The organism is Sphingomonas sp. Leaf5, assembly GCF_001421155.1.
Classification (GTDB): domain Bacteria; phylum Pseudomonadota; class Alphaproteobacteria; order Sphingomonadales; family Sphingomonadaceae; genus Sphingomonas.
The window spans coordinates 101,416-124,488 of sequence record NZ_LMJZ01000021.1 but is presented as its reverse complement, the minus strand read 5'-3'; the positions used below and the strand labels follow the sequence as shown (position 1 = coordinate 124,488).

Below are 23,073 nucleotides of genomic sequence, written 5' to 3'. Positions count from 1 at the left end.
GTCACGCTGCGCTTTGTGCTACGAAGCTCTCCCAGCCCCTTTGTCGCAGATCGCATGCTGGGCAGCTAGCGCAGCCATAGCCCCATTCGTGCAGCGTTTCATGGTCGCCCATATAGCAGCTGTGCGTGTGGTCGCGGATCAGATCAACGAGCGGCGCGCCACCAAGTCTCTCAGCCAGCGCCCAGGTCTGCGCTTTGTCGATCCACATCAGCGGCGTGTCGACGACGGTGTTACTGCCCATGCCAAGATTGAGCGTGACCTGGAGCGACTTCAGCGTGTCGTCGCGGCAGTCGGGATAACCCGAATAGTCGGTCTCGCACATTCCGCCGACCAGGTGCCGCAGGCGGCGGCGATAAGCGAGCGCGGCAGCCAGCGTGAAGAACAGGAGGTTGCGTCCCGGCACGAACGTGTTGGGGAGGCCATCGTCGCGAAGCGCGATCTCGGCGTCGCGCGTCAGCGCCGTTTCGCTGACCTGGCCGAGGATCGACAGGTCGAGCATATGGTCGGGCCCGAGCCGCGCAGCCCAAGCTGGATTGATACCGACGACCGATGCGCGGAACGCCTCGCGGCAGTCGAGTTCGACGCGGTGACGCTGACCATAATCGAAGCCGACGGTCTCGACGGTGTCGAACCGATCCAGTGCCCAGGCGAGGCATGTGGCGCTGTCCTGGCCGCCTGAGAAGAGGACGAGCGCGCCGGAGTCGCTGGTCATGCCGCCACTTCCTCGCCCCAGTAGGAGCAGGCTTCGCCGCTGCTGTCGCGGTAGACGCTGACCTTGAACAGATTGCCCACTTCCGGCGAGAGCCGGTTCCAAATCCAGCGGCTGAGATTTTCCATCGTGGCCGGTCCGAGGTCGTTGATCTCGTCGAGGAAGCGATGGTCGAGCGCATCGCGGGCGTCGGCCATGGTCCGTTCGAGAAGCCCGAGATCGACGACCATGCCGGTCACCGGATCGGGGCGGCCGCGCACGGTCACTTCGGCGCGGTAGCTATGGCCATGGATGCGCCGGCTCGATTCGGTGTCGATCGACCGATCGAGGGTGTGGGCGGCATCGAAGCGAAACTGCTTGCTGAGCTCGAACATCAGCGGATTCCGATCATCTTGTGCGACTGGAGCGACAGGCGCCAGCGCGGGTTGTCGGTGCAATAGCTAATCGCCGCCTCGAGATTGGCGGCGGCGGTCGGTGAGTCCATCGGCTGCAGGAAGAAATGGTCGAAGGCGAGATGGGCAAACCGCTCGGGCAAGGCGGTCTCCTGCGGATAGACAAGCTTCAACTCATGCCCCGATTGCAGCAAAAGCTCGGCATTGGCCTTGGGGCTGACGCAGATCCAGTCGAGCCCGGCGGGCGCGGCTTGCGTGCCGTTAGTCTCGACCCCGATCTCGAAGTCGCGGGCGTGGAGTGCTGCGACCAGCGCATCATCGACCTGCAGCAGTGGCTCGCCGCCGGTCAGCACGACATAGCGGTTGGCGGCGGAACCGTTCCATTCGGCGGCGATCGCATCGGCCAGCGCGTCGGCGTCCGCGAAGCGACCGCCCCCGGTGCCATCTATGCCGACGAAGTCGGTATCGCAAAAGGTGCAAACCGAGGTGGCGCGATCGGCTTCGCGGCCCGACCAGAGGTTGCAGCCGGAAAAGCGGCAGAAGACCGCGGCACGGCCCATCTGCGCGCCTTCACCCTGGAGGGTCTTGAAGATCTCCTTGACCGCGTAGCTCATGCCGTCCCCGCCTCGGGTTCGAGGAGCGGCACCGGCGCGGCCTTGCGGCGCTTGCGCTGGTCGGCCTTCACGATGCCGATCAGATAATGTTTGAGCAGCGCGATGTCGCGATTAACGTTCTGCAAGGAATTCCAGCGGCGGACCTCGCCCGACAATTCCCATTCGCCGCTGGTCCAAGCGGTCTTGTCCTTCAGGCATTCGAGGCCCTCGCGGAATTCCTCGACGCTGCGCGCCTCGGACCGCTGGGCGAGCACTTCCATGACATCGCCCATGGCCTGGATGCCCGCACCGTGGAGCAGGCGCGAGGTGGCGGGCTTCTGGCCGTGCCAGGCCTCCGGCCAGACTTTCTTCACGGCCTCAAAGAAATTGGAGATCAGCCGGACACAGCGTTCCACGCCCTTGGGCGAACGGATCATCTCGCGCATGACCCCGTTAGTCAGCGATTCCATGATGATCCGCTGCATGACCGTGTCGGCGATGATGCCTTCGGGGCAAGTATGCTGCTTGATATAGCCCTTGAGCGCGGTGTTCTCAAAATTGAGGCGCGCGGTCAGATCGGACGCGACAGACCGCCGGCTGAGCCGCGGCGGGAGATTGTCGACGGTCGGCAGGAGCTCATAGATCAGCGACTTGGGCAGCGGTTTGGTGTTGTTGATCAACACGAACTGGCGGCGCAGTTCGGCCTCGTCGCGGCAGATCAGCGCGGACACGAAAATCTGGAAGTCGCGGTCGACCTCGGCCAGCGCGGACAGGCGCTGCTGGCCGTCGACGACAAGGCCAGGGATGCCGGTGCTCATGTCGATCGACAACCGCATCGTCCCATTGCCGAGATCCTCGATCTCGACGCGGTCAGTGAAGGCCACAACGATCGGGTTGGGGAGAACCGAGTTGGGCTGTTCGAGATAATCGCGGATCTCGCGAATGTGCGCGGCGACCTGCGGACGCTGGAAGCCGCTGAGTTCGCCCTGCGCGTCGCGCCCGATCCGCTCGATCGAAGCGAAGCGGAGGACGTCGGCAGCGGTGGCTGCGAAGCTGAGCACCTGGTGCTCACTGCTCTGCTGCGCACAGACGGCGAGGTAGGTCATTTGGGTTGACGGCACGCTTCAAATCCAGTCGTTCAATATGGTCGTGATAGACAGCGAGATTGTGGATCCCACGGCGCTTGTTGCGGTTGCTGCCGCGAAAGATGATCACGTCGATCGCGGCGTCTTGGCAGATTTTGCAGGGACATTGCTTCCAGGGGCGCTCGCTCAAGGTGACCCGGTAGCGCTGCGCAAGCCGCGCCAGCGCAACGCTGTCCTTGCAGTCTTCATAGGGCTTCTCCTCGACCAGCGGCGCGCTGTAGACGAGGACATTGTGAAGCGTTTCCTCGAGGTCGGCGGCACCACGGTCGAAGGCGCGCAATGAGTTCAGCGCGAGCGCTTCGAGCCGCACCAGTTCCTCGGCGCGGAACATGCCCTTCTTGACGCCCCGCTGCAGCTTGGGATTCTCGATCGCCTGCGGCACCCGGATCGAGGTGAAGTAGCGCAGCCCCAGCCCTTCGCCGGGCAGGTAATAGTTCTGCTTGGCGTCCTTGAACGCGCGGATCAGCGGCGAGGTCGTATCGAAGCTTGCGATGTCGTAGCCGTGGAAGCTGTCGATATCGTCGGCCTTGGCGAAGCCCAGGATGTGGAGCCTCGTCGAGGCGGGCACCGCGTCGCGGATCGCCTCCAGGACCAGCTTGATCTCGGGCGACTTCAGCGGGACCATGCCGCCGATAGCGAGATAGTCATAGCCCATCGTGACTAGCCGGCGCGCCGCCTCGGCCATGCTGCCGGGCGACCAGCCCTGGACGACGCCGAGCGGCGTGAAACTGGCGTCGATCGCCAGCGCCTCGCGACGGAAGGCGTCGGCATTTTCCAGCGTGATCTCGAAGCGGGCCTTGGCGTCGTCGGTGCCGCCGGACATCCCCTGACCGGCGGGGTCGAAATCGAAAATGATGTGATCGACCGAACAGCCGTGGGTGAAGCCGCATTCGTCGTAGAATTCGGCCATTTCGGACGCGCTATAGGGCGGGCGCTCCTCCTGGACATAGGTGAAGGCACCGCAGTCACCGAAAATGTCGAGATGCGCGAACTGGGGCGTGTCGAGCCGCAGGAACTTGCGCACGCCGACCAGATGGAAGCGGCGTGCCTGGCTGGCGGTATATTTGCCTTTGACCCGGTGGTCGCCGACGATCCCGCGCGACACCAGCACGCCATCATAGGGGGCGTAACCCAGAATCTCGTGCGGATAGGCATCGTCCCAATAGGGCTGACGCTCGGCCGGACTGCGATCGGCAAGGAAGTCGAAGGCTGGATCGACGTAGTCGAGACTGTCGGCGAAAATGAACTTCATTTCGGCGTTCGCGCCAGATCGCGCTCGAGATGCAGCAGGTGGTCGGTCAGTTTGGTGATATGCTGCGAGGTCGACTGGATCTCATTCCAGTCGAAGCCAAGCCCGTCCCAGGTCCCTTCGGTCCAGCGACAGCTTGGCGCCAGGCGTGCCAGCATGCCACGCACGGCCGCCGCCTTGTCGGGCGCCGCATCGGCACGCAGCATGAGCGTGTCCATCAACGCGCCCATCGCCCGGATCCCGGCCGAGTGCATCAACCGGCTCTCGGTCGAGGGGCGTCCCCAGGCATCGGGGAAAGTGTCGCGCACCGCATTCCAGTAGAGCAGCAAGGCATCATACATCGCCGCGGTATCGGAGCCCGATCCGTTCTGGCGGAACTGACCCAATGCGCCGGCCGCGGTCTTAAGGCTCGTTTTCATCGTCTCGATCAGCGCGGTATCGGTGACGATGCCGCTGCGATCGGACTCGCGTTTGATCAGCCCGAAAAACGGCGAGTTCGGGTCGGTGTTGAGGGCCGCGCACAACGCGCTCGGCAGTTGCTTCGCGGCGAGGTCGCGGGGGAGCAGGACGCTGACTTCGGGCAGCAGTTCGTTGATGAGCGCTGTCGGCAGTGGCCGGACCTTGTTGACGAGGATGAACTGCTCGCGCTGGGTTTCAACCGCGTCGGAGACAAACCCGATGACGGGGACCGCGATCGTTGAGTCCTTCGCGGCGCCCAGCGCCAGCGAACGTTGTTGCCCGTCGACGATCCACGCCGCCCGCCGGCCCTCGGGATAGATGGGGATCGAGAGCGTTCCGGTTTCGCCAACCTCGGACGCTTCGCCGGGCGCGCGGCCCCGCGACCGTGAAAACTCGATGCTGGGCGACAGCGCCAGGATGATCGCATTGGGAAAGAGAACCGGGCCGCTGTCCAGAAAGGCGGTGATTTCCTTGACGTGGTCCCGGATCTCGCGGCGCTGGAAGCCCTTCAACTCATTGTCGTCGCGCCGAATGCGGCTGATATCGGCGACGCGGTTGATATCGGCACCAAACAAGAAAAAGGCGTAGACGCCGATGCCGCCCTGCTCCGCGCGGACGGCTCGAACCTTGAGGCAATCACGCGCGGTCATGCCTGTTCTCCACGGATCTGTCGGGCAAGGCCGGCAAAGCGGGATTGTTCGCACGCGATGCCAAGATCATCGCGGAAGATGCGCAGCAGTTTCGAGGAACTGCCGCCAGCGCGTAACCAGTGCATGCGCATCAGGTCGAGCAGTGCGGCATCGTCGTGCCGTGCGCGATCATGGCGTGCGGGCAAGCGCCAAGCGGCCAGCGCAGTCTCGACGGCGGCAGCATCCTGAACGGCGGTGCCGGCACTGCCGAGCGCAACGAAGTGGCGCAACGCCCGTCCGGCAAAGTCGCTGCGGGTCCCGGGAATGTCACTGTCCGGGCCGTCGAGACGATCGTCATAAGGCATGATGAGATGCCGTAACCCCGGCGCGACCCGTGCGCTCGGCGTCCGTGTGAAGATGCGCACGGTATCGAGCTTGGCGGGTGGCAGAGCGAGGAGTTCGTCGGCAATCAGGGCGAGATAGGCGTCCGACAAGGCCACCAGGATCGGCCCATCCTCGCCGGCGACGAATTCCGCCAACGGCCGAGCGAAAGGCGACACTGCGCGCAACGCGGTCCACCAATGCGCGGCGCCATAGGGTCCCGTTACTTTTCCCGCGACGCTGTCGGCGGCGCCGACCAGGACGGTACAGGCGTAAGGCGGTGCGTCGGTGCTGGCATCGATGAGACCGAGCCCGGCAGAAATGACCAGCAGTCTCGCCTTGGTCGCGGTTGCCACGGTCACCGCTTCCTGAAAGGCACGCCCGCCATAGATCGATGTAGCCGGGAAGCGCTCCGGTGCCGCTTCGAGTCGTTCGGCCCAAGCCGCAGCCAGGGTCGGCAGCGGCGCGGCAGCGAGGTCGGACATGTGCAGGGCGTGAGGGATCGGCTTGCGCTTACGATTGGTGCAATTGGTGATCACAAGCGTCACAAATTCGTCCCCCTGCCTGTTTTGGCAGGCGCATTAACTTTACGCGCGGCGGGACAATTTGGCCACATTAAATGCAGCGAAATGGTGCACAGAAAATCCTGATAAATGGCCGATTGGTCGCGCCAGCCGGCACGAAACCGGTCTTATCAGCTACCAATCGCGCCAAAACCTGGACCCGAATCAGACGCAATAAATACGCCCTGACTTTCTATGCGCCGCTCTCGTCGCGCGCGAGTATCGCCAAGGTCGCTGGGTCGGGGCCACCACACCAGCGCGCCAGCGCCGCCTCGATCAATGGCCCGGCCCCTGACTCGACGAACAGTGTCAGCGATGAGCGCAGCTTGATGGCATCGATGCCGCCGAACACGGCTTCGGCGGTGGTGCCGGTCAGATACTCTAGCGCGGCGACGCATTCGCGGTAGCGCGGCCCGAGCAAGGGATGGTCGAGATAGCCCCGTGCCTCGTCGAGTGAGCCGATCGCGTAACGCTGTGCCATCGCGCTCGATCCGAGCCCGGCGCTCTGCGGGAAGATGAACCACATCCAGTGGCTGCGCTTGGCACCACGCCGGATTTCGGCGAGCGCAGTCTCGTAGCTGGTCGCCTGCGCCGCGACGAATCGCTCAAGGGCGAACGGGTCCTGGTTCATCCTGCCCTCTTCGCGCGGAGCGCCTGCCCGGCTCCAGCAAAAATTTCTCCGTCAGCGACAGACCACCGGATTCCGTGCCGCGCCGGGACTTCCCACCGATCCATCAACAAGGCCGGCCGCGCCGCCCGCTTGACGGGCTGGAACAGAGAGAACAGATAGGGAACGATTCAGCCGTATCCGAGTCTCTATGCCGTTATGCGTCACCACCACGTCCTCGAAGATCTGCGCGCGCGTATTGCCGCGATCGAGGGCGTCGGTGTGCGCCATGCCCATCTTCCGTTCGGCGATCCACTGATCGACGCCGCCCTGCCCGGCGGCGGGATCGCGGCGGGCGCGCTGCACGAGATTGCAGGCAGTCCTGAGCTTGCCGACGATGCCAGCGCCACGATCTTCCTGGCCGGCATGCTGGCGCGGCTCGAGGGGCCGGTGTTCTGGTGCCAGAGCTGGCGCGACCTGTTCGCCCCCGCGCTGCATCTTGCTGGGCTCCATCCCGACCGGGTAATCCATGTCGAGGCGGGTTCGGACACCAACGTCCTGCTGGCGATGGAAGAATGCCTCCGCCATGCCGGCATCGGCGGGGTGGTCGGCGAGATCGGCCGCTATTCGACGACGGCGTCGAAGCGCCTGCAGCTGGCCGCCGAAGCTTCGGGCGTCACCGCCTTCGTGTTCCGGCGGGCATCGAAGCGCGACGCGGCACCCGAAGGCACCGCGGCAGTAACCCGCTGGCGGATCGCGGCGTCGCCGAGCGAGCCGCTCGGCATCCCCAGCCTCGGACGCGCGCGCTGGCGGGTCGAACTCGAGCGCGTACGCGGCAGCAATCCCGCCGCCTGGATCGTGGAGGGATGCGATGCGCAGGGTCGTATCGGTCTATCTGCCGCACTGGTCGACCGACCGACTGCGGCAGAAGACACGTCCATCGCCGCCTGAGGGCGCCGCTCCCCTTCCCCTGGTAACCGCGATCCCCGATCACGGCCGTCGCGTGATCGCGGCGGTCGACCAGGCTGCGCGCAAGCTCGGCGTGGCCCCGGGCATGACCCTGACCAAGGCACGCGCCTTTGCCGGGCCGCTCGAGGTGATCGAAGCCGATCCCGACGCCGATCTCGAAGGCCTGCGCCGGCTCGCGCTCTGGGCCGGGCAACGCTATTCGCCCTGTGTCGCGCCGGATCCGCCGCACGGCCTGTGGCTCGACATCACCGGCTGCGCATCGCTGTTCGACACCGAGCGGGCCTTGCTCAAGGATCTCCACCGCCGCCTCGCGGCGTTCGGACTGAGCGTCCAGTTGGCTGCCGCCGATACGGCCGGCTGCGCGCATGCGGTCGCGCGCCATGTGCCGGCGGGGCGGCCGGTGACGATCGAGGCCGGCGATCACCGCAAGGCGATCGCGCTGCTGCCGGTCGCGGCGCTGCGACTGGAGCCCGATACCGTCGAAGGCCTGCGCAAACTCGGCTTCGAGCGGATCGAGCAGCTGATCGGCACGCCCAGAGGCCCGCTCGCCAAACGGTTCGGACGCCAGCTCCATCGCCGGCTCGACCAGGCGCTGGGGTTTGTGCCGGAGCCGATTGAGCCGGTGTTTCCCGAGCAGCGCCCGCGCGCGAGGCGCGCCTTTCTCGAACCGATCGCCACCGCAGAGGCCTTTGCCCAGGTAATCGGCGACCTTGTCGCCGATGTCGTCGCGCAGCTCGGCAAGATGGCGAAGGGCGCACGCCGGCTCGATTGCTATTTCCACCGGGTCGATGGCCATATCCAAGCGATCCGCGTCGGCACTGCGGCGCCGTCACGCGATCCCAAGCATCTCGCCAAGCTCGTCGCCGCCAAAATCGACACGATCGATCCCGGCCTCGGCATCGAGGCGATGACATTGGTCACGCCGCTGATCGAAACGCTGGCGGCGCGGCAGAGCGCGGGGCTCGATTCCCTGCAAACCGACCCGCGCGGCAAGGCGCCGGACCTCGCGGCGCTGGTCGATGCGCTCGCCAACCGCTTCGGGCAGCGGCGGCTCTACCGCACCAGTCCTTATCCGAGCGCCATGCCCGAACGCGCGATCGAGGCAGGCCCCGCGCTCGGCGAGCCCAAGGGTCGGGCCTGGGACGGTGATCTTCCCCGCCCCTGCCGCATGCTCAACCCGCCCGAGCCGGTCGATGTGACCGCGATGCTGCCCGACCATCCGCCGGCGATGTTCATCTGGCGGCGGCGGCGGTTCAAGGTGACCCAGGCCGACGGTCCCGAGCGGCTGCACGGCGAATGGTGGCGCCCTGCCGGCCATGAGTCCGATCAGCCCTTTGCGGTGCGCGACTATTACCAGGTCGAGACCGACAGTGGGGCGCGCTACTGGCTGTTCCGCCTTGGCGATGGCGAGAACCCGGCGACCGGGCCGATGCGGTGGTTCCTGCACGGCGCGTTCGCATGACCGCCAGCCCGCCAGAACCTCGCCAACTGGCGCCAATGCCATGACCGAGCCCGCCTATGTCGAGCTGCAGGTCACCAGCCATTTCAGCTTCCTGCGCGGCGCCTCGTCCCCTGAAGAACTGTTCGCGGCGGCCGCGCTGCTCGGCGCGCCCGCGCTCGGCATCGCCGACCGCCATTCGGTCGCGGGGATCGTGCGCGCCTGGGATGCCGAGAAGACCACCGGCGTGCGCTCGATTGCCGGCACCCGGCTCGATCTCACGGACGGCACCGCGCTCATCCTCTATCCGACCGACAAGGCCGCCTACGGTCGGATGTGCCGGCTGCTCAGTGTCGGCAAAGCGCGCGCCGGCAAGGGCGCGTGCCATCTCGACTGGGCCGATGTCGAGGAGTGGCAGGAAGGGTTGATCGCCATGCTCATCCCCGACAAGGCCGACGGCGCGACCCAGGGCCAGCTCTGCCGCACCAAGCGCGTCTTCGGCGACCGCGCCTATTGCGCGCTCTCGATCCGCCGCCGCCCCCGCGACGCAATCCGCCTGCGCGATCTCGCCGCGCTCGCCGCCACCGCCAAGGTCCCGACCGTCGCCACTGGCGATGTCCTCTATCATTCGCCCGACCGCCGGCTGCTGCAGGATGTCGTCACCTGCATCCGTGAGAAATGCACGATCGACCAGTTGGGCGAGCGCCGCGAGCGCTTCGCCGACCGCCATCTCAAATCGGCGGCCGAGATGACGCGGCAGTTCAAACGCTATCTCCAGGACACCAGCCCGGTCGCGCGCAGCGTCGAACTTGCCGACCGTTGCCGGTTCAGCCTCGACCAGCTCAAATACCAGTATCCCGACGAGATCCGCGTGCCCGGCCGCACACCGCAGCAGGAGCTCGAGCGGCTCACCTGGGAGAAGGCGCCCGACCGCTATCCCGATGGCCTTAGCCCCAAGGTCCGCGACCAGCTTGTCCATGAACTGAAGCTCATCGCCGAACTCGACTACGCGCCCTATTTCCTGACCGTCCATTCGATCGTGGCGGAGGCCCGACGCCGCGAGATCCTGTGCCAAGGACGCGGATCGGCCGCCAACAGCGCGGTCTGCTATGTGCTCGGCATCACCTCGATCGACCCGGTCCGCTCCGAACTGCTGTTCGAGCGATTCGTCTCGGCCGAACGCCGCGAGCCGCCCGATATCGATGTCGATTTCGAGCATGAGCGCCGCGAGGAAGTCATCCAGTGGATCTACGAGACCTATGGCCGGACGCGCAGTGCGCTGACGGCGGTGGTCACCCGCTACCGCGCACGCGGCGCGGTGCGCGAGGTCGGCAAGGCGCTGGGCCTCAGCGAAGACATGACCGCCGGCCTGTCGTCGTCGGTGTGGGGCTGGAGCCGCGAAGGCGTCGAGGAGAAGCATGCCGAAGAGCTCAACCTCGACCTCAGCGACAAGCGCCTCGCCATGACGCTCGAGCTGGCCCGGCTGCTGATCAACACCCCGCGGCATCTGAGCCAGCATCCCGGCGGGTTCGTGCTGACCCGCGACCGTCTGGACGAGCTGGTGCCGATCGAACCGGCGGCGATGGAAGACCGCCAGGTGATCGAATGGGACAAGGACGATATCGACGCGCTGGGCTTCATGAAGGTCGATGTGCTCGCGCTCGGCATGCTCAGCTGCATGCGCCGCGCCTTCGAGTTCATGGCCGAGGACAAGGGCACGCCGCTCGATCTCGCCACCATCCCCGCCGAATGCCCCGAAACCTATGCGATGATCCGCAAGGCCGACACGCTTGGCGTCTTCCAGATCGAAAGCCGCGCCCAGATGGCGAGCCTGCCGCTGATGGCGCCCACCACCTTCTACGATCTGGTGATCCAGGTCGCGATCGTGCGGCCCGGCCCGATCCAGGGGGACATGGTGCATCCCTACCGGCGGCGACGCGCAGGCCAGGAAGAGGTCACCTACCCCACCCCCGAGCTTGAGCGGGTATTGTCCAAGACGCTCGGCGTGCCGCTGTTCCAGGAACAGGCAATGCGCGTCGCGATCGAATGCGCCGGGTTCACCGCCAGCGAAGCCGATCTGCTCAGACGCGCGATGGCGACGTTCAAGCTCACCGGCGGGGTCAGCCATTTCAAGGACAAGCTGATCGATGGCATGATCGCGCGCGGCTATGAGCGCGAGTTCGCCGAGAAGACCTTCAGCCAGATCGAGGGGTTCGGCAGCTATGGCTTCCCTGAGAGCCACGCCGCCAGCTTCGCGCTGATCGCCTACGCCTCGTCCTGGGTGAAATGCCATCACCCCGACGCCTTCTGCGCCGCGCTGCTCAATGCCCAGCCGATGGGCTTCTACGCGCCTGCGCAGATCGTCCGCGACGCCCGCCAGCATGGCGTCGAAATCCGCCCGATCGACGTCAACCACAGCCGTTGGGACTGCACACTCGAGGAGCCGACCGGCCGCAACCACTACAAGGCCGTCCGCCTGGGCCTGCGCATGGTGCGACACCTCGCCAATGCCGATGGCGCGGCGATCGCGGGTGCGCGGGGCGACCAGCCCTACACCTCGGTCGAGGAAATCCAGCGCCGCGCGCATGTCGGCCGCGGGGCGCTTGATCGGATCGGCGAGGCCGACGGCTTCGGCAGCCTCGACCTGAGCCGCAGAGCGAGCCTGTGGGGCGTGAAGGGCCTCGGCAACGAGGCACTCCCCCTATTCGCGGCGGCCGACGAACGCGCCGGCAAATTGCTCGCCGAAGCGATCGAACCGGAAATCATCCTCGCGCCGATGGGCGAAGGCGCCGAGGTGGTCGAGGACTATCGCGCCTCCGGTCTCAGCTTACGCGCCCATCCGCTCGCCTTCCTGCGCGATGAACTGAAGGCGAAGAAGATGATCAGATGCGAGCAGCTCCAGACCGTCAAGGACGGTCGCTGGATCGAGCTCGCCGGCATCGTACTAGTCCGCCAGAAGCCCGGCTCGGCCAAGGGCGTCATGTTTATCACGCTCGAGGACGAGACCAATGTCGCCAATCTGGTGGTGTGGACCAAGATATTCGAAGCCAATCGCCGCATCGTGCTCGGCGCCTCTATGATGGGGGTGCGCGGGCAGGTCCAGCGCGAGGGCGAGGTCATCCATGTCATCGCCCAGCGGCTAACCGATCTCTCCCCCATGCTCGCCAGCGTCGGATCCCGAAGTGACGTCTCCGACATCTACCGCACCGCGCGCGGCGACATCGCCAAGAATCAGGTCGGACCCGATCCCCGCGATCCGGCCAACCGCACGCTCGGCCGACCGGCCCGCGAAATCTACATCCCCGACCTGCGTCTCGGCTCGGGCATCATCCCCGGCCAGCCCACCGAAGGCATAAAGGTACGAACACGGGATTTCCGTTAATTAATAGCGCCATGGATGAGGGCGGAGCGTTTCCCGCGCTAGTCCAGAGCTTACAGCGGGTAGGCAAATGATGTAGTGATGATTTAAACGCGATTCATTGCGCTTTGCGCTCGCGCTAGATGAAGCGGCTGTGCGACTTGATGAAAATTCATTGTACGGCTATGACGGAATGCTACATCTACCAATAATACAAATCATTCTTTTTAAATGGAGCGTGCGTTATACCGATTGAAAAAGCACCTCCATTATTATTACAGATCTATCTTAGATTTTATAGAAAGAATGTCATTCAATGGGCATCGCATTGGGCAATTTCAATTGCGACCAGCGTGAATACTGACCTTCCTTGCCCGGATCGAGATCGACATCGCCCCTAAGCCAGTAACGAAACCAGTCGAGATTACGCTGGTAGACGGCGAGCTTCTGCCGGGGCTCTACTTTGATATGAGGAGCGAAGGGGAACACATGGAGTTCGCCCTTTCCGCTAGCGGTGACACGAGCTTGAAATTCAGGTGACTGACGCGCTTCCTGTTCCGGCAGCTGAAGTAGAACAGGAGCGGTGATGTTATCGACTTGCAACGAAAAAGATCGCCGTTTCCAGCCGCTTGCATCCTTATCAGGCGGGCCAAGTCCCCATTGATCTCTCAGATTCTGACGAAAAAATTCTCGTCCGATGCCAGCGTTGAACCAATAGTAAGCCGGTTCCGCTTGTACGGACGCAATTGAAACCGCGCTAAGCAATGTGCTGTGCGTCGCGATCCACATAGCTACTTCGCTCCCGAAGCTCAGGCCGCCCATGCCAATCTTTTTAGGATCAATAAGCCGACGGCGATCAAATTCAGTGATTGCGGCGAGCACCGCTGCATAGCCCGTCTTATAACGGATCTCCCCCTTTTCGATGCCGGGTTGAACCTGATTGACGCAAAGGGCTGCGATCCCGCTCGCCGCTAGTGCACGCAGTGGCCACTCGTTGCCTAATCCGCCGCGCAGGAAGCCAGCGCAGCGATAATAAGAGATGAAGAGTGGCAGCCGTTCAACCGATTTCGGGCGGACAAGCCAACCCGATGCGCGTACGCCATTGACATTCCACTCGACCGCCTCGGTGATCAGATCGCCGCGTTTAGGAATGTCGTTCGGTTGATCGAGGACTAGAGTGCTGCTCCCGTCTAGCGCAATGCGCTCCAATTGTGGGGGGGTGTCCGCCGTCTCCCCTACACAGAATGCAGCCACACGCGACACCGCACAAGCACTAAGCTCGCCGCCGCCACCGCCAAGTAGCCCTTCACTTGCAGCAAGGCGTGACACCCCCCGTGTCGCATCCCAAAGATAGATGCTTTGGCGAATGCGCCAATCGCGTGTTGTAATAAGGAAACGCCCGTCTCCAATCGCGACCGACCTCCATAGTCTCGGTGCAAGTCTATTACACGGCTCCTTATCTATGCATATGCCAGCCTCCTTGATCTTCGCATGCGCCTCCTCCGGAATTTGCTCGGGGGGGCGCTGCAGCAAATTTGCTTCATCTATGTTGGCAGGCTCTTCGTCGTCCGCGCTTGAACTTTGACGAAAGACTTTCCTCGGCAATTGATCGAGCAAAGCTTCTCGGTCGAACCAGTCGCCGCTTAAGCGCTGACTCGCTGGCCTACCTCCAATAATGGCTCCGCGGTATAACGTCTGTGCGAGATCGACGCGCCCATCGACCAAAATTCCGCTGTCCCGCTCCGCCTCCTCAGCCAGAGCGATAGCGGCACGTGTGGGACCGAGTTCAAAAATGATGCTGCCGTCGGACGCGACTGCGAAGCGCTCAACATCGGCATCGCGGACAATCAAAGGTACGAGGGAGCCTCCATGTATGTCTCCCTCCCAAATCCCCGTGGCACCATCGATCCGCGCGCGAATGTAAAACTTGTCACTCGTCGGCGACCAAGCCGCCGCCCCCGCCTCAACGTTTCCGACACCATCCCAACTAGCGTTGCCGCCGCTTCCAATATGTTGAGCAGTTTTTGTGCCGTCGGTAGCTACCAGATGCCAACTGGTGTTGATTTCCCCCGTAACGATGGATGGCTGTTCGCGCCGGTAGAGTAGCCATCGCCCATCGGGCGAAATCGCTAAGCCAGAGAAGTCCCACATTTCTACAAGCTCGCGAGGACTTGTTTGGGCGAAAGCGGGAAGGGTTACTGCAAGAAGGATGGCTGCCCAGATCGCGCGGCTCACCACGAAACTGAGCCTTGCAAAGAGATCATTCGTCCGAACGGGTTGGCTTTCTCGGGGTCATAGGCGAGTGCCGACGTATTCGATCGGTTATTAACATACGGCGGGTCGCGGTCGAACAAATTGATGATGCTCAGACCCAACTTAAGCCCGCGACCACCAAGGTCGCTGCCAAATTGCTGGGATATACTGAGATCGAAAGTTGACCACGAGGAGACTCGTTCCGCCAAGGCCGGAACCTCATTAACTGACGACCCGACGTAGTTGGCGAAAAGTGTTGCCGCGAAGCCACCGTCGGACCAGCCAGCACGGCCTCTTAGACGCCAGCTTGTAGGATTTCCAAAGGTTCCGACGACATCAACCGCTGGCGTTCCAGGAGTCAGTCGCCGATCTATTCGAAAGATATGGGTTCCGGATATTCCGAGATCGGCTTTACCGTGGGCGAAGTCGGGCGAGTACCCTACATCGAAGTCAATTCCTGTCTGATGCACAGCAGAAAGATTTCGGATTTGTCCATCAAGAACTGCGTCTATATTCGCTGGCGCAAATTGAAAAGGGTTGCGGAATGTGGGAAATGAGAAATAATAAGAAAGAAGTTCATCTGACGGACTTCGAGTGACAACTCCGGCAAATAAGTCAGGGCGCGACAGAAAGCGAAGGAAATCCTCACTTACCGAGCTTATCCTATCGCGATACCTGACATCGAAATATGTAATGGATGCTTTCAAATCGGGGATCGCACGTGGCGCCAAATCGAGTCCGATAGTCCAGCCCGTCGCCTTCTCGGGCTTTATTCCGGCACTGTAGCCGAAGAGCGCAATGACATTTGCGGTGCCGGTCGGCGAGGTGGGATCGGGGACTCTCAGGGTTGTGTAGCTTGAGATGGCGGGGCCGATAAGCTCGTCGAAAGCAGGGGCGCGGAATGACGTACCGTAGCTTCCCCGCAGCACGATGCCGGGAATTGTCTCCCATCGCAGGCCAACTTTTGGATTGGTCGTGCGTCCGACATCGCTATAATCTTCAAGGCGACCCGCTAGAGAGATATCAAGGCTATCTATCCCAGTGACTCGATTGTCGCGACCGACGATTGGCACCAGAATCTCGGCGTAGGCTGATCGTACATGGCGCGGCCCTGGCAACACACTCAAAGATGATGGAACAGGGATGGCCGTATTAATGTCGTCCACAGTATATCTTTGATAGTGTTCGCGGCGGTACTCAGCCCCAAAGGCAACACGGATGTTTCCGCCCGGTAGGCGCGCGATGGAACCATCGACTCGAAGTGATGCGGACAAGCTTTCAAAAGTGTCTTGCGACCTTATGCCGCCCCGTATGTCTGCAACGGTTCCCGGATTGTTTGCGCTTCCGTCCCCGAAGACATTAAAGGCTGTGAGAGGATTTGTGTCGCCAATCGCCGCCGCAAGACGTGCTAGGTTGGGAATGTTCAGGCTGTCATTCCGGCCCTCTTGGCGACCGTAGGCGCCACCAAGCTGAAGGCGCCATGCACCAAAAGTCTTTTCAAGGCTCGCTGAACTACTGATTCCGCGAACTCGCCCGGTGTCGATCGGTGCTCCCATATCACGAGCAAAGTTGTAGTTCACTGTTACTTGCTGTCCGGTTCCGATAGGATCGACATAGTAAGGGTTTGTAACCGGTACCGACACCACGCTGAGGTACTCGTTTAGCGCCAGTTTCCGATATTCGCGCTGAGCAGCCAGCACGTTTGCCCGGAAAAGAAGGCTGCTCGTTAAGTCAACCTCCAGTGCGGCGTAGGCGCTGTGAACGCGCTGGCGAGGAACAAGGTCGCTTGCGGCACGACGATCCCCAAGATTGCGGGTGCCGGCCACGAGTTGGTCTGGCGAGAGGTCTCGCCCGTCTTGCCCGGAGGGGATTGCGAATGTCTCGCCGTTCGCCGCGGTGATCGTGCCGGGCACGGCGAACAACGAACGATAATCTGGGCCGCCGAATGGCCGCAGATCTTCAGTAGCGAATGCCCGTTTAGCAGCGGCGAGAGCCTCGCGCTGACTAAATTGGTAAGCGAGCGTAAGATGGCCACCATTCCATTTTTTGCCGATGATCTGGCCGATCTGGACGTCACCCATGCCTCCGTTGGCCGTGCCAGTGCGGAGGAGCGTTTCCGCGCCTTCAAAGCGATTCCGCAGTCGAATATTTACGACACCCGCTACGGCATCGGCTCCGTATATAGCTGATGCACCATCGGTTAGAACCTCGACTCGATCAATCGCTCCTAAAGGGATCAACGATACGTCGGCAAACGCGCCGCCAAGGCCTCCAAGGGCAGGCCGGTTCCCATCGATAAGTACAAGGGTTGAAGAAGGGCCAAGTCCCCGCAGATTTACACTAGAACCATAGGTGGCGTCGGTTCCGGTACCGTTTCGTGTAGTTGCCCCTAGGGTCGTCTCGCCCGGGCCGCCGCCAAAAAATTGCGGTAGTGCTTGAAGAAGCTGCTGAACCGAATTTGCACCGCTCTTTTCAATGCTTGTTCGGTCGATCGTTACGACGGGAGATCCAACAGGGGCAGCACCTCGGACGCGAGTACCGGTCACGACGATTGTTTCGGACCGGACTTCACTGGACCGCCTTTCGACGCCGTTTTCGTTGCCCTCCTCGTTAACGTCCTCCCCCATTGACGAAGCCACCTGACCCCGCGCCGGCGCGTCAGCGACGCTGCCCACTACGTTTGGGTCCGCAACGATCGTATAGCTGTTCGCCCGAAGCCGACGCGCCGTTAACCCGCTCCCCTCGAGCAGCGCCGCGAGCGCCTGTTCGGCGGTCATCGATCCCTTGATTGCGCGCGACGACTTGCCGCGGGTCAGCTTCTTGACCGCGACGATCTGGATATCGGCCTGACGCCCGAGCGCCGACACGGCGCGGTCGAGTGACTGGGCGGGCACATCGAAACTACGGGTCTGCGCCTGTGCCGGACTGGCGACACAAAGAACCGCAGTGGTGGCGAACAAGGCGCAGCGCGTGAAAGCCGTCATGGATGATTTCCCCCCTCACCCCGCTTGCGGGGCCATTGGGAAGGGAGAGACCCGGGATTCATTTTTCCGCAGGATCACCGCAATATTTCTGTCACGGACGCGCGCGCCCGATGCGGATCCGCGCCGGATCGCTGAGATCGACGGGCACCGAAAGACCATCGCGCACGGCGGCGGCGAAGGTTTCCGGGTCATTGGTGCCGAACTGACCGTCGAGCTGCTCGGAGCGCAGCGCCGGATCGACGATCTCGATCTGGCGGCTGTTGTAGCGGTTGAACTCGGCGGCGGCATCGGACAGCGGCGTCGAGACCAGATCGATCTTGCCCGCCCGCCAGGCGAGCGCCCGATCGACCGCGGGCGCCCCGGCGCCTGCCGGCTTGATCAGCGCATTGTCGGCGACGAACGCGCTTTCCCCGGCCATCAGCCGGATGCGGTTGCCTTCGGCGCCATCGGCCCAGGCCTCGACCACGCCCTCGGTCACGAGGATATCGGCGCCATCGTCGCGCCGCCGCACCGAAAAAGCCGTGCCCACCGCCTGCGCGCGCACGCGTCCGGCCGCGACAATGAATGGGCGTTTGGCATCCTTGGCGACCTGGAACCACGCCTCGCCGCGGGTCAGTTCGACCCGCCGCGCATTGGATGCGAGTTCGACCGCGACCGAACTGTCGGTGTTGATCGAAGCGATCGAGCCATCGCCCAGTGGCACGCGGCGGATTTCCCCGACGGCGGTCGCGTAGCGCGCATCGCGCAGGAACAGGAACGCGCCCGCCACCGATGCCGCGATCGCAGCACCCGTGCCGCCGAGCAGCCAGCGCCGTGTGACCCGCCACGGAGTCAGCCCCTCGCCCTGATCTCCCACCCCATGCCCACGGCCAGCATCCGAAAGCAATTCCCCTGCACCAGTATCCCCCTGCCCGGCAGCAGCGGCAGGCTCGTCGAACATCGACCACAAGGCCTGCGCCTGCAGCAAGGCCCCCGAATGGCGCGGATCGGCGGCCAGCCAGGCCTGCAGCGCCGCCTCATCACTATCGCTCCAGGTCGGCTCGGCCATGCGCACCACCCAGTCGGCGGCATCGTCATCGCGGTCGGGCATCGGACTGTTCATGCGCGGCGCACCCGCGGCTGCGCGGCGAGCGCCTCGCCGTCCTGCTGGCTCGCGGCGCCCCACGCGCGTTTGAGATCGGCGAGCCCGGCGCGGATTTCATGCTCGACGATGTTCTCGCTGACATTCAGGGCTTCGCAGATCTCGCGCTGGCTCATGCCGTCGATCCGCCGCATGGTGAAGATCCGCCGCCGCCGCTCGGGCAGGGCCGCCAAGAGCGCCATCACCCGCTCGAGCTCGATCCGGGCCCCGGCATCGCGGTCGGGTCCGGGCGTCTGGTCGCGATAATCCTCATCGGCCAGCGGCACGAAGGGGACGATCTTCTGGCGCGAGGCGCGGCGGGTGACGAGATTGCGGGCGGTCTGGAAGAAATAGCCATGCGGCCGCTCGATATGCGCATGGTCGTCGAGGCCTGCGATGAGGCAATAGGATTCCTGGATCACGTCCTCGATATCCTCTCGTGCAAGTCCAGCGCGGGAAAGCCAGGCGCGCACGCCGCCTTCGTGGGGCATCACCTCCCGGGCGACCCACGTTGCCAGCCGGCTGCGCCGTTCGCTAGGCTCTCTATGGCGCGTGGCGTGCCATCCTCTGCGATACCGTGTGCATCATCTTACCCTCACAGAGACACGCCCCGCAATTTTCTGCGAAACGCCGCGCGATTTATTTTGCGGCCGGGCCGGAGCGCGCGCCTGATTTGCCGGGGCTCCGCCATCCTGACAGGCTGCCCGTCCGCGGCCGGACAACCCGACCTATGCCAGACTAGAATTTGGCGGGCGGCGAGAACGGCCGATCCGCATCGACCACGAACATGACCAGCTGGCTGAGGCCGGCCCGCCCCGAACTGCGCAGCTGCATGGCCATCTCCGCGCCATGCGCGTTGAGTGCTTCACGCGGCCCGGCAGTCTCGGTGCCGTGATAGGTGCGCTGGGTGACCTCGCCGTTCAGCACATAGATTGCCTCGGCACCGGGATGGGTGTGGACCGGCGTCTGCGCGCCCGGCGGGCCGCCGGCATGATTGATCCGCAGCAGATAGGTGCGCGCGGTCGGCACCGGGATCGGGCCAATCTCGGCGACCTTCGTTCCGCCGGGCGTCGCCCCGCCCCTGGCACCCAGGGTGAACAGCAAATGGCGACCCTCCACCGACGCCGGGAGTGCATACTCGCCTTTATGAGCCAGCGCCGCAGCAGCATCGGGGAAGGTCTCGATCCGCCAGTAGAGCGGCCGGTCCGCCGGCAGCCGGTCGACGCGCTGCTCAGTGACGGTCTTGATGAAGAAGGCGGGCTCGGAGGCAGGCGCGACGTTGTCCTGTCCAGCGATGGCGGCAACGCCCGTCAGGCTGGCCAACAGGATGGCGCTCAGCGTGCGTATCATCCGCGGTCTCCCGTGCAGTTGCGCCGAGACTAAATCGCCGAGACGCGACCGACAAGATCGCGTCGCCTGACCAGCGAGCGAAGTCGGGACGATTGCCCGAGCGTCCTCGCACCTGAGGGGCTTATCTCGCGCCCGCCCCGTCCCCAGATAGCGAAGCATGACAAGGCTTCTCCTGGCAGGCGCAACGGGCCTGATCGGCTCCGCCGTGCTGGAGCAGTTGCTGGCCGATCGGCGCGTCTCCCGGATCGTCGCGCCGACGCGCCGCGCGCTCGCGCCGCATGCCAGGCTCGACAACCCGATCACGACGATCGAGGCGCTGCCGCACGACGCCGACTGGTGGGCGGTCGATGGCGCGATCTGCGCGCTCGGCACGACCCGTGCGCAGACGCCCTCACCTGACGCCTATCGGGTCATCGACCATGACTATCCGCTGACGATCGCGACGCTGGTGCGCCAGCGCGGCGCCAAGGCCTTCGCGCTGGTCTCGTCGGCGGGCGCCGATGCGAAATCGCGGTTCCGCTACACCCGGACCAAGGGCGAGCTCGAAGAGGCGATCGAGCACCTCGGCTTTCCGTCGCTGACGATCGCGCGCCCGGGTTTCCTGGGTGGCCGGCCCAAGGAGGAGCGCGCCATGGAACATGCGATGGCGACGCTCCTGCAACTCGCCGGCCCGATCCTCCCGGCAAGCGCCCGCATCAATCCGGCCGCAACGGTGGCCGCGCTGCTGATCGACGCAGCGCTTGCGAGCGCCGCTGGCAAGCGCATCATTACTTCGGCCGAAATCGCCCGCGCCGCCGGCCGGGCGCGCTGAATGGCACGCAACCGCTACTACCAAGGTCCGGTCAGCGATCATTTCGACGGGCTGCGCTTCTTCAACCCCGGTGAGCCCGACACCGACCGCTCGCTCGGCGAGGTGCTGCGGTGGAAGCGTGCCGTGCCCGACAATCCTTGGCCCGCATCGATCCCAGTGACGCCGGTGATCCCCGATGCTCGGGTCGAAACCCTGCGGGTGACGATGGTCGGCCATGCCACGCTGCTGATCCAGCTGGCCGGGCTCAACATCCTGACCGACCCGGTCTGGTCGGACCGCGCCAGCCCGCTAGTCTTTGCAGGGCCGCGCCGGGTGACCGCACCCGGCATCCGGCTCGACGATCTGCCGCCGATCGATGCCATCCTGCTCTCGCACAATCACTACGACCATCTCGACATCGCGACATTGCGCGCTCTGCACCAGCGCCACGCCCCGCTGATCGTCACCGCGCTCGGCAACGACAGCATCATCCGCCGCCATATTCCGGACGCGCGGATGCTGGCGGGTGACTGGGGCGACCAGTTCGAGATCGCAGCGGGCGCACAGGTCAATATCGTCCCCGCCACCCACTGGTCGTCGCGCGGGCTGGCCGACCGGCGCATGGCCCTGTGGTGCGGCTTCATGCTGGGCGCCGGCGGCCGGCTCGTCTATTTCGCGGGCGACACCGGCTATGGCACCGGCCGGATCTTCCGCGACATGCGCCAGCGCTTCGGCCCGGTCGACCTCGCGCTGATCCCGATCGGCGCGTATGATCCGCGCTGGTTCATGGCCGCCCAGCATACCGATCCAGAAGAAGCCATCCGGATCATGCGCGATCTCGAGGCGCGGGCCGCGGTCGGCATCCATTGGGGCACGTTCAAGCTCACCGACGAACCCCGCGACGAGCCCGCGCAGCGCCTTGTCGCCGGTCTCGCCGCGCAGGGTCTCGATCCCGGCACCTTCGTCGCGCTCGGCCCGGCCGAAGCGGCGAACTTCGACTGAGCCGAGGCAACCGCTCGCTCCCTCAGTCGCCAAACCCCTCGAGCACGATCTTGCCGCGCGCCTTGCCACTTTCGAGCAGCGCGTGGGCCCGGCGCAGATTGGCGGCGTTGATCGCCCCGAAATGCTCGCCGACCGTCGTCCGGAGCGTTCCCGCATCGATCAGCCGGGCGACCTCGTCGAGCAGCTTGCCCTGCTCGCCCATATCGGCGGTCTGCAGGCTCGAACGAGTGAACATCATTTCCCAGTGCAGCGATACCGACTTGCCCTTGAGTGGCATCACGTCGAGCGTTTCGGGATCGTCGATCACCGCGATCCGCCCCTGCGGTGCGATCAACGCTGCTGCGATCGGCAGATACTGCGCGGCATGCGTGGTCAGGAACACGAAGCCCGGCGCGTCGATCCCGACGCCCGCGACCTGCCCGGCCAAATCGGCGGTATGATCGACGACATGGTGGGCGCCGAGATCGCGCACCCAGTCGGCGCTCTCGGGACGCGAGGCGGTCGCGATCACGGAAAGATCGGTCAGCTGGCGGGCAAGCTGGATCGCGATCGACCCGACCCCGCCGGCGGCACCGACGATCAGCAGCGCGGGCGCGACGCCGGGCACATGCTTGCGGACGTCGAGCCGGTCGAACAGCACTTCCCAGGCGGTGATCGCGGTCAGCGGTACGGCGGCGGCATCGGCGAAGCCAAGCGAGGCCGGCTTGTGCCCGACGATGCGCTCATCGACGAGATGATATTCGGCATTGGTGCCCTGGCGACCGATCGCGCCGGCATAGAAAACCTCGTCGCCGGGGCGGAAGCGCGTGACCTCGGGGCCGACCTCCACGACCACGCCGGCAGCATCATAGCCGGCGACAATCCATTCGCCCGGCTCGGGCACGCGGCGGCCGCGGCGGACCTTGGTGTCGACCGGGTTCACCGACACGGCGCGGACTTCGACCAGCAGGTCATGCCCCGTCGCCTGCGGCCGTGGCAGATCGATGTCCTGCAGCGCCTGCGGATCGTCACTGGGAAGGGGCTTGTTGAAACCTATCGCACGCATCGCTCGACTCCATCTGGTTGCGAGCGGCTCATCTGTG

Annotated in this window: 19 protein-coding genes; 5 read left to right on the top strand and 14 right to left on the bottom strand. The window is 64.4% G+C overall.

Annotated elements, in window-relative coordinates:
* Position 1: 1 nt before the first annotated feature.
* From queC to ASE50_RS14060, 8 genes are all read right to left on the bottom strand, one after another.
* Positions 2–712, bottom strand: coding sequence for a 7-cyano-7-deazaguanine synthase QueC (gene queC / locus ASE50_RS14095; protein WP_056401744.1), 711 nt, complete (start codon positions 710–712; stop codon positions 2–4).
* Positions 709–1,083: a 6-pyruvoyl trahydropterin synthase family protein gene (locus ASE50_RS14090; RefSeq protein ID WP_056401741.1), complete on the bottom strand. Its 375-nt coding sequence runs from the start codon at positions 1,081–1,083 to the stop codon at positions 709–711. Before ASE50_RS14090 ends, queC begins: the two co-directional genes overlap by 4 nt.
* The gene (gene queE / locus ASE50_RS14085) at positions 1,083–1,715 is read right to left on the bottom strand and encodes a 7-carboxy-7-deazaguanine synthase (protein ID WP_056401736.1); all 633 of its coding nucleotides are present in this window, start codon (positions 1,713–1,715) and stop codon (positions 1,083–1,085) included. Before queE ends, ASE50_RS14090 begins: the two co-directional genes overlap by 1 nt.
* Positions 1,712–2,800: a DGQHR domain-containing protein DpdB gene (gene dbpB / locus ASE50_RS14080; protein ID WP_056401733.1), complete on the bottom strand. Its 1,089-nt coding sequence runs from the start codon at positions 2,798–2,800 to the stop codon at positions 1,712–1,714. Before dbpB (ASE50_RS14080) ends, queE begins: the two co-directional genes overlap by 4 nt.
* A complete protein-coding gene (dpdA, locus tag ASE50_RS14075; protein WP_056401730.1) occupies positions 2,763–4,091 on the bottom strand; it encodes a tRNA-guanine transglycosylase DpdA in 1,329 nt (442 codons plus the stop codon). The genes dbpB (ASE50_RS14080) and dpdA overlap by 38 nt, the downstream gene beginning before the upstream one ends.
* A complete protein-coding gene (gene dbpB, locus ASE50_RS14070) occupies positions 4,088–5,197 on the bottom strand; it encodes a DGQHR domain-containing protein DpdB (RefSeq protein WP_056401727.1) in 1,110 nt (369 codons plus the stop codon). The genes dpdA and dbpB (ASE50_RS14070) overlap by 4 nt, the downstream gene beginning before the upstream one ends.
* A complete protein-coding gene (locus ASE50_RS14065; RefSeq protein ID WP_156347477.1) occupies positions 5,194–6,105 on the bottom strand; it encodes a hypothetical protein in 912 nt (303 codons plus the stop codon). The genes dbpB (ASE50_RS14070) and ASE50_RS14065 overlap by 4 nt, the downstream gene beginning before the upstream one ends.
* A gap of 208 nt (positions 6,106–6,313) precedes the next feature.
* The gene (locus ASE50_RS14060; RefSeq protein WP_056401723.1) at positions 6,314–6,751 is read right to left on the bottom strand and encodes a DUF1810 domain-containing protein; all 438 of its coding nucleotides are present in this window, start codon (positions 6,749–6,751) and stop codon (positions 6,314–6,316) included.
* 195 nt (positions 6,752–6,946) lie between these two features.
* Here ASE50_RS14060 and ASE50_RS14055 point away from each other — a divergent pair, with 195 nt between their 5' ends.
* From ASE50_RS14055 to ASE50_RS14045, 3 genes are read left to right on the top strand one after another with little or no spacing between them, the layout of a single operon-like run.
* Positions 6,947–7,678 carry an ImuA family protein gene (locus ASE50_RS14055; protein WP_056401720.1) on the top strand — a complete coding sequence of 244 codons (732 nt, stop codon included), beginning with the start codon at positions 6,947–6,949 and terminating at the stop codon, positions 7,676–7,678.
* Complete coding sequence (locus tag ASE50_RS14050; protein ID WP_056401716.1) at positions 7,599–9,158, top strand: Y-family DNA polymerase; 1,560 nt, start codon at positions 7,599–7,601, stop codon at positions 9,156–9,158. Before ASE50_RS14055 ends, ASE50_RS14050 begins: the two co-directional genes overlap by 80 nt.
* Positions 9,159–9,198: 40 nt before the next feature.
* Complete coding sequence (locus tag ASE50_RS14045; RefSeq protein ID WP_056401713.1) at positions 9,199–12,516, top strand: error-prone DNA polymerase; 3,318 nt, start codon at positions 9,199–9,201, stop codon at positions 12,514–12,516.
* A gap of 285 nt (positions 12,517–12,801) precedes the next feature.
* Here ASE50_RS14045 and ASE50_RS18840 read toward each other — a convergent pair whose 3' ends face one another.
* From ASE50_RS18840 to ASE50_RS14025, 5 genes are all read right to left on the bottom strand, one after another.
* Positions 12,802–14,727 (bottom strand): Atxe2 family lasso peptide isopeptidase, encoded by a 1,926-nt coding sequence (locus ASE50_RS18840; protein WP_156347476.1) that lies wholly within the window; start codon positions 14,725–14,727, stop codon positions 12,802–12,804.
* Complete coding sequence (locus ASE50_RS18345) at positions 14,724–17,729, bottom strand: TonB-dependent receptor (protein ID WP_082439027.1); 3,006 nt, start codon at positions 17,727–17,729, stop codon at positions 14,724–14,726. Before ASE50_RS18345 ends, ASE50_RS18840 begins: the two co-directional genes overlap by 4 nt.
* Before the next feature lie 91 nt (positions 17,730–17,820).
* Positions 17,821–18,819, bottom strand: coding sequence for a FecR family protein (locus ASE50_RS14035; protein WP_268794940.1), 999 nt, complete (start codon positions 18,817–18,819; stop codon positions 17,821–17,823).
* Between the two features lie 8 nt (positions 18,820–18,827).
* Positions 18,828–19,340 carry an RNA polymerase sigma factor gene (locus ASE50_RS14030; protein ID WP_082439026.1) on the bottom strand — a complete coding sequence of 171 codons (513 nt, stop codon included), beginning with the start codon at positions 19,338–19,340 and terminating at the stop codon, positions 18,828–18,830.
* A gap of 247 nt (positions 19,341–19,587) precedes the next feature.
* A complete protein-coding gene (locus ASE50_RS14025; RefSeq protein ID WP_056401701.1) occupies positions 19,588–20,199 on the bottom strand; it encodes a cupin domain-containing protein in 612 nt (203 codons plus the stop codon).
* A 157-nt stretch (positions 20,200–20,356) separates the two neighbouring features.
* Between ASE50_RS14025 and ASE50_RS14020 the strand changes: the two genes are divergently transcribed.
* Both ASE50_RS14020 and ASE50_RS14015 read left to right on the top strand, forming a co-directional pair.
* Positions 20,357–21,010, top strand: a complete 654-nt coding sequence (locus tag ASE50_RS14020; protein ID WP_056401698.1) for an NAD-dependent epimerase/dehydratase family protein — start codon at positions 20,357–20,359, stop codon at positions 21,008–21,010.
* Positions 21,011–21,991, top strand: coding sequence for an MBL fold metallo-hydrolase (locus ASE50_RS14015; protein WP_056401696.1), 981 nt, complete (start codon positions 21,011–21,013; stop codon positions 21,989–21,991). It begins immediately after the preceding gene.
* Positions 21,992–22,013: 22 nt separating this feature from the next.
* Here ASE50_RS14015 and ASE50_RS14010 read toward each other — a convergent pair whose 3' ends face one another.
* Positions 22,014–23,036 carry a zinc-binding alcohol dehydrogenase family protein gene (locus tag ASE50_RS14010; protein ID WP_056401693.1) on the bottom strand — a complete coding sequence of 341 codons (1,023 nt, stop codon included), beginning with the start codon at positions 23,034–23,036 and terminating at the stop codon, positions 22,014–22,016.
* Positions 23,037–23,073 lie beyond the last annotated feature (37 nt).

What these genes read in the sequence shown, in the direction of transcription:
- ASE50_RS14010 (WP_056401693.1), bottom strand. Translation starts at nt 23,036, where the DNA reads ATGCGTGCGATAGGTTTCAACAAGCCCCTTCCCAGTGACGATCCGCAG.
- ASE50_RS14045 (WP_056401713.1), top strand. Translation starts at nt 9,199, where the DNA reads ATGACCGAGCCCGCCTATGTCGAGCTGCAGGTCACCAGCCATTTCAGC.
- ASE50_RS14020 (WP_056401698.1), top strand. Translation starts at nt 20,357, where the DNA reads ATGACAAGGCTTCTCCTGGCAGGCGCAACGGGCCTGATCGGCTCCGCC.
- queE (WP_056401736.1), bottom strand. Translation starts at nt 1,715, where the DNA reads ATGAGCTACGCGGTCAAGGAGATCTTCAAGACCCTCCAGGGTGAAGGC.
- dpdA (WP_056401730.1), bottom strand. Translation starts at nt 4,091, where the DNA reads ATGAAGTTCATTTTCGCCGACAGTCTCGACTACGTCGATCCAGCCTTC.
- dbpB (WP_056401727.1), bottom strand. Translation starts at nt 5,197, where the DNA reads ATGACCGCGCGTGATTGCCTCAAGGTTCGAGCCGTCCGCGCGGAGCAG.
- ASE50_RS14050 (WP_056401716.1), top strand. Translation starts at nt 7,599, where the DNA reads ATGCGCAGGGTCGTATCGGTCTATCTGCCGCACTGGTCGACCGACCGA.
- ASE50_RS14025 (WP_056401701.1), bottom strand. Translation starts at nt 20,199, where the DNA reads ATGATACGCACGCTGAGCGCCATCCTGTTGGCCAGCCTGACGGGCGTT.
- ASE50_RS14055 (WP_056401720.1), top strand. Translation starts at nt 6,947, where the DNA reads ATGCGTCACCACCACGTCCTCGAAGATCTGCGCGCGCGTATTGCCGCG.
- ASE50_RS18345 (WP_082439027.1), bottom strand. Translation starts at nt 17,729, where the DNA reads ATGACGGCTTTCACGCGCTGCGCCTTGTTCGCCACCACTGCGGTTCTT.
- ASE50_RS14090 (WP_056401741.1), bottom strand. Translation starts at nt 1,083, where the DNA reads ATGTTCGAGCTCAGCAAGCAGTTTCGCTTCGATGCCGCCCACACCCTC.
- queC (WP_056401744.1), bottom strand. Translation starts at nt 712, where the DNA reads ATGACCAGCGACTCCGGCGCGCTCGTCCTCTTCTCAGGCGGCCAGGAC.
- ASE50_RS14030 (WP_082439026.1), bottom strand. Translation starts at nt 19,340, where the DNA reads ATGCCCCACGAAGGCGGCGTGCGCGCCTGGCTTTCCCGCGCTGGACTT.
- ASE50_RS14015 (WP_056401696.1), top strand. Translation starts at nt 21,011, where the DNA reads ATGGCACGCAACCGCTACTACCAAGGTCCGGTCAGCGATCATTTCGAC.
- dbpB (WP_056401733.1), bottom strand. Translation starts at nt 2,800, where the DNA reads ATGACCTACCTCGCCGTCTGTGCGCAGCAGAGCAGTGAGCACCAGGTG.
- ASE50_RS14035 (WP_268794940.1), bottom strand. Translation starts at nt 18,819, where the DNA reads ATGCCCGACCGCGATGACGATGCCGCCGACTGGGTGGTGCGCATGGCC.
- ASE50_RS14060 (WP_056401723.1), bottom strand. Translation starts at nt 6,751, where the DNA reads ATGAACCAGGACCCGTTCGCCCTTGAGCGATTCGTCGCGGCGCAGGCG.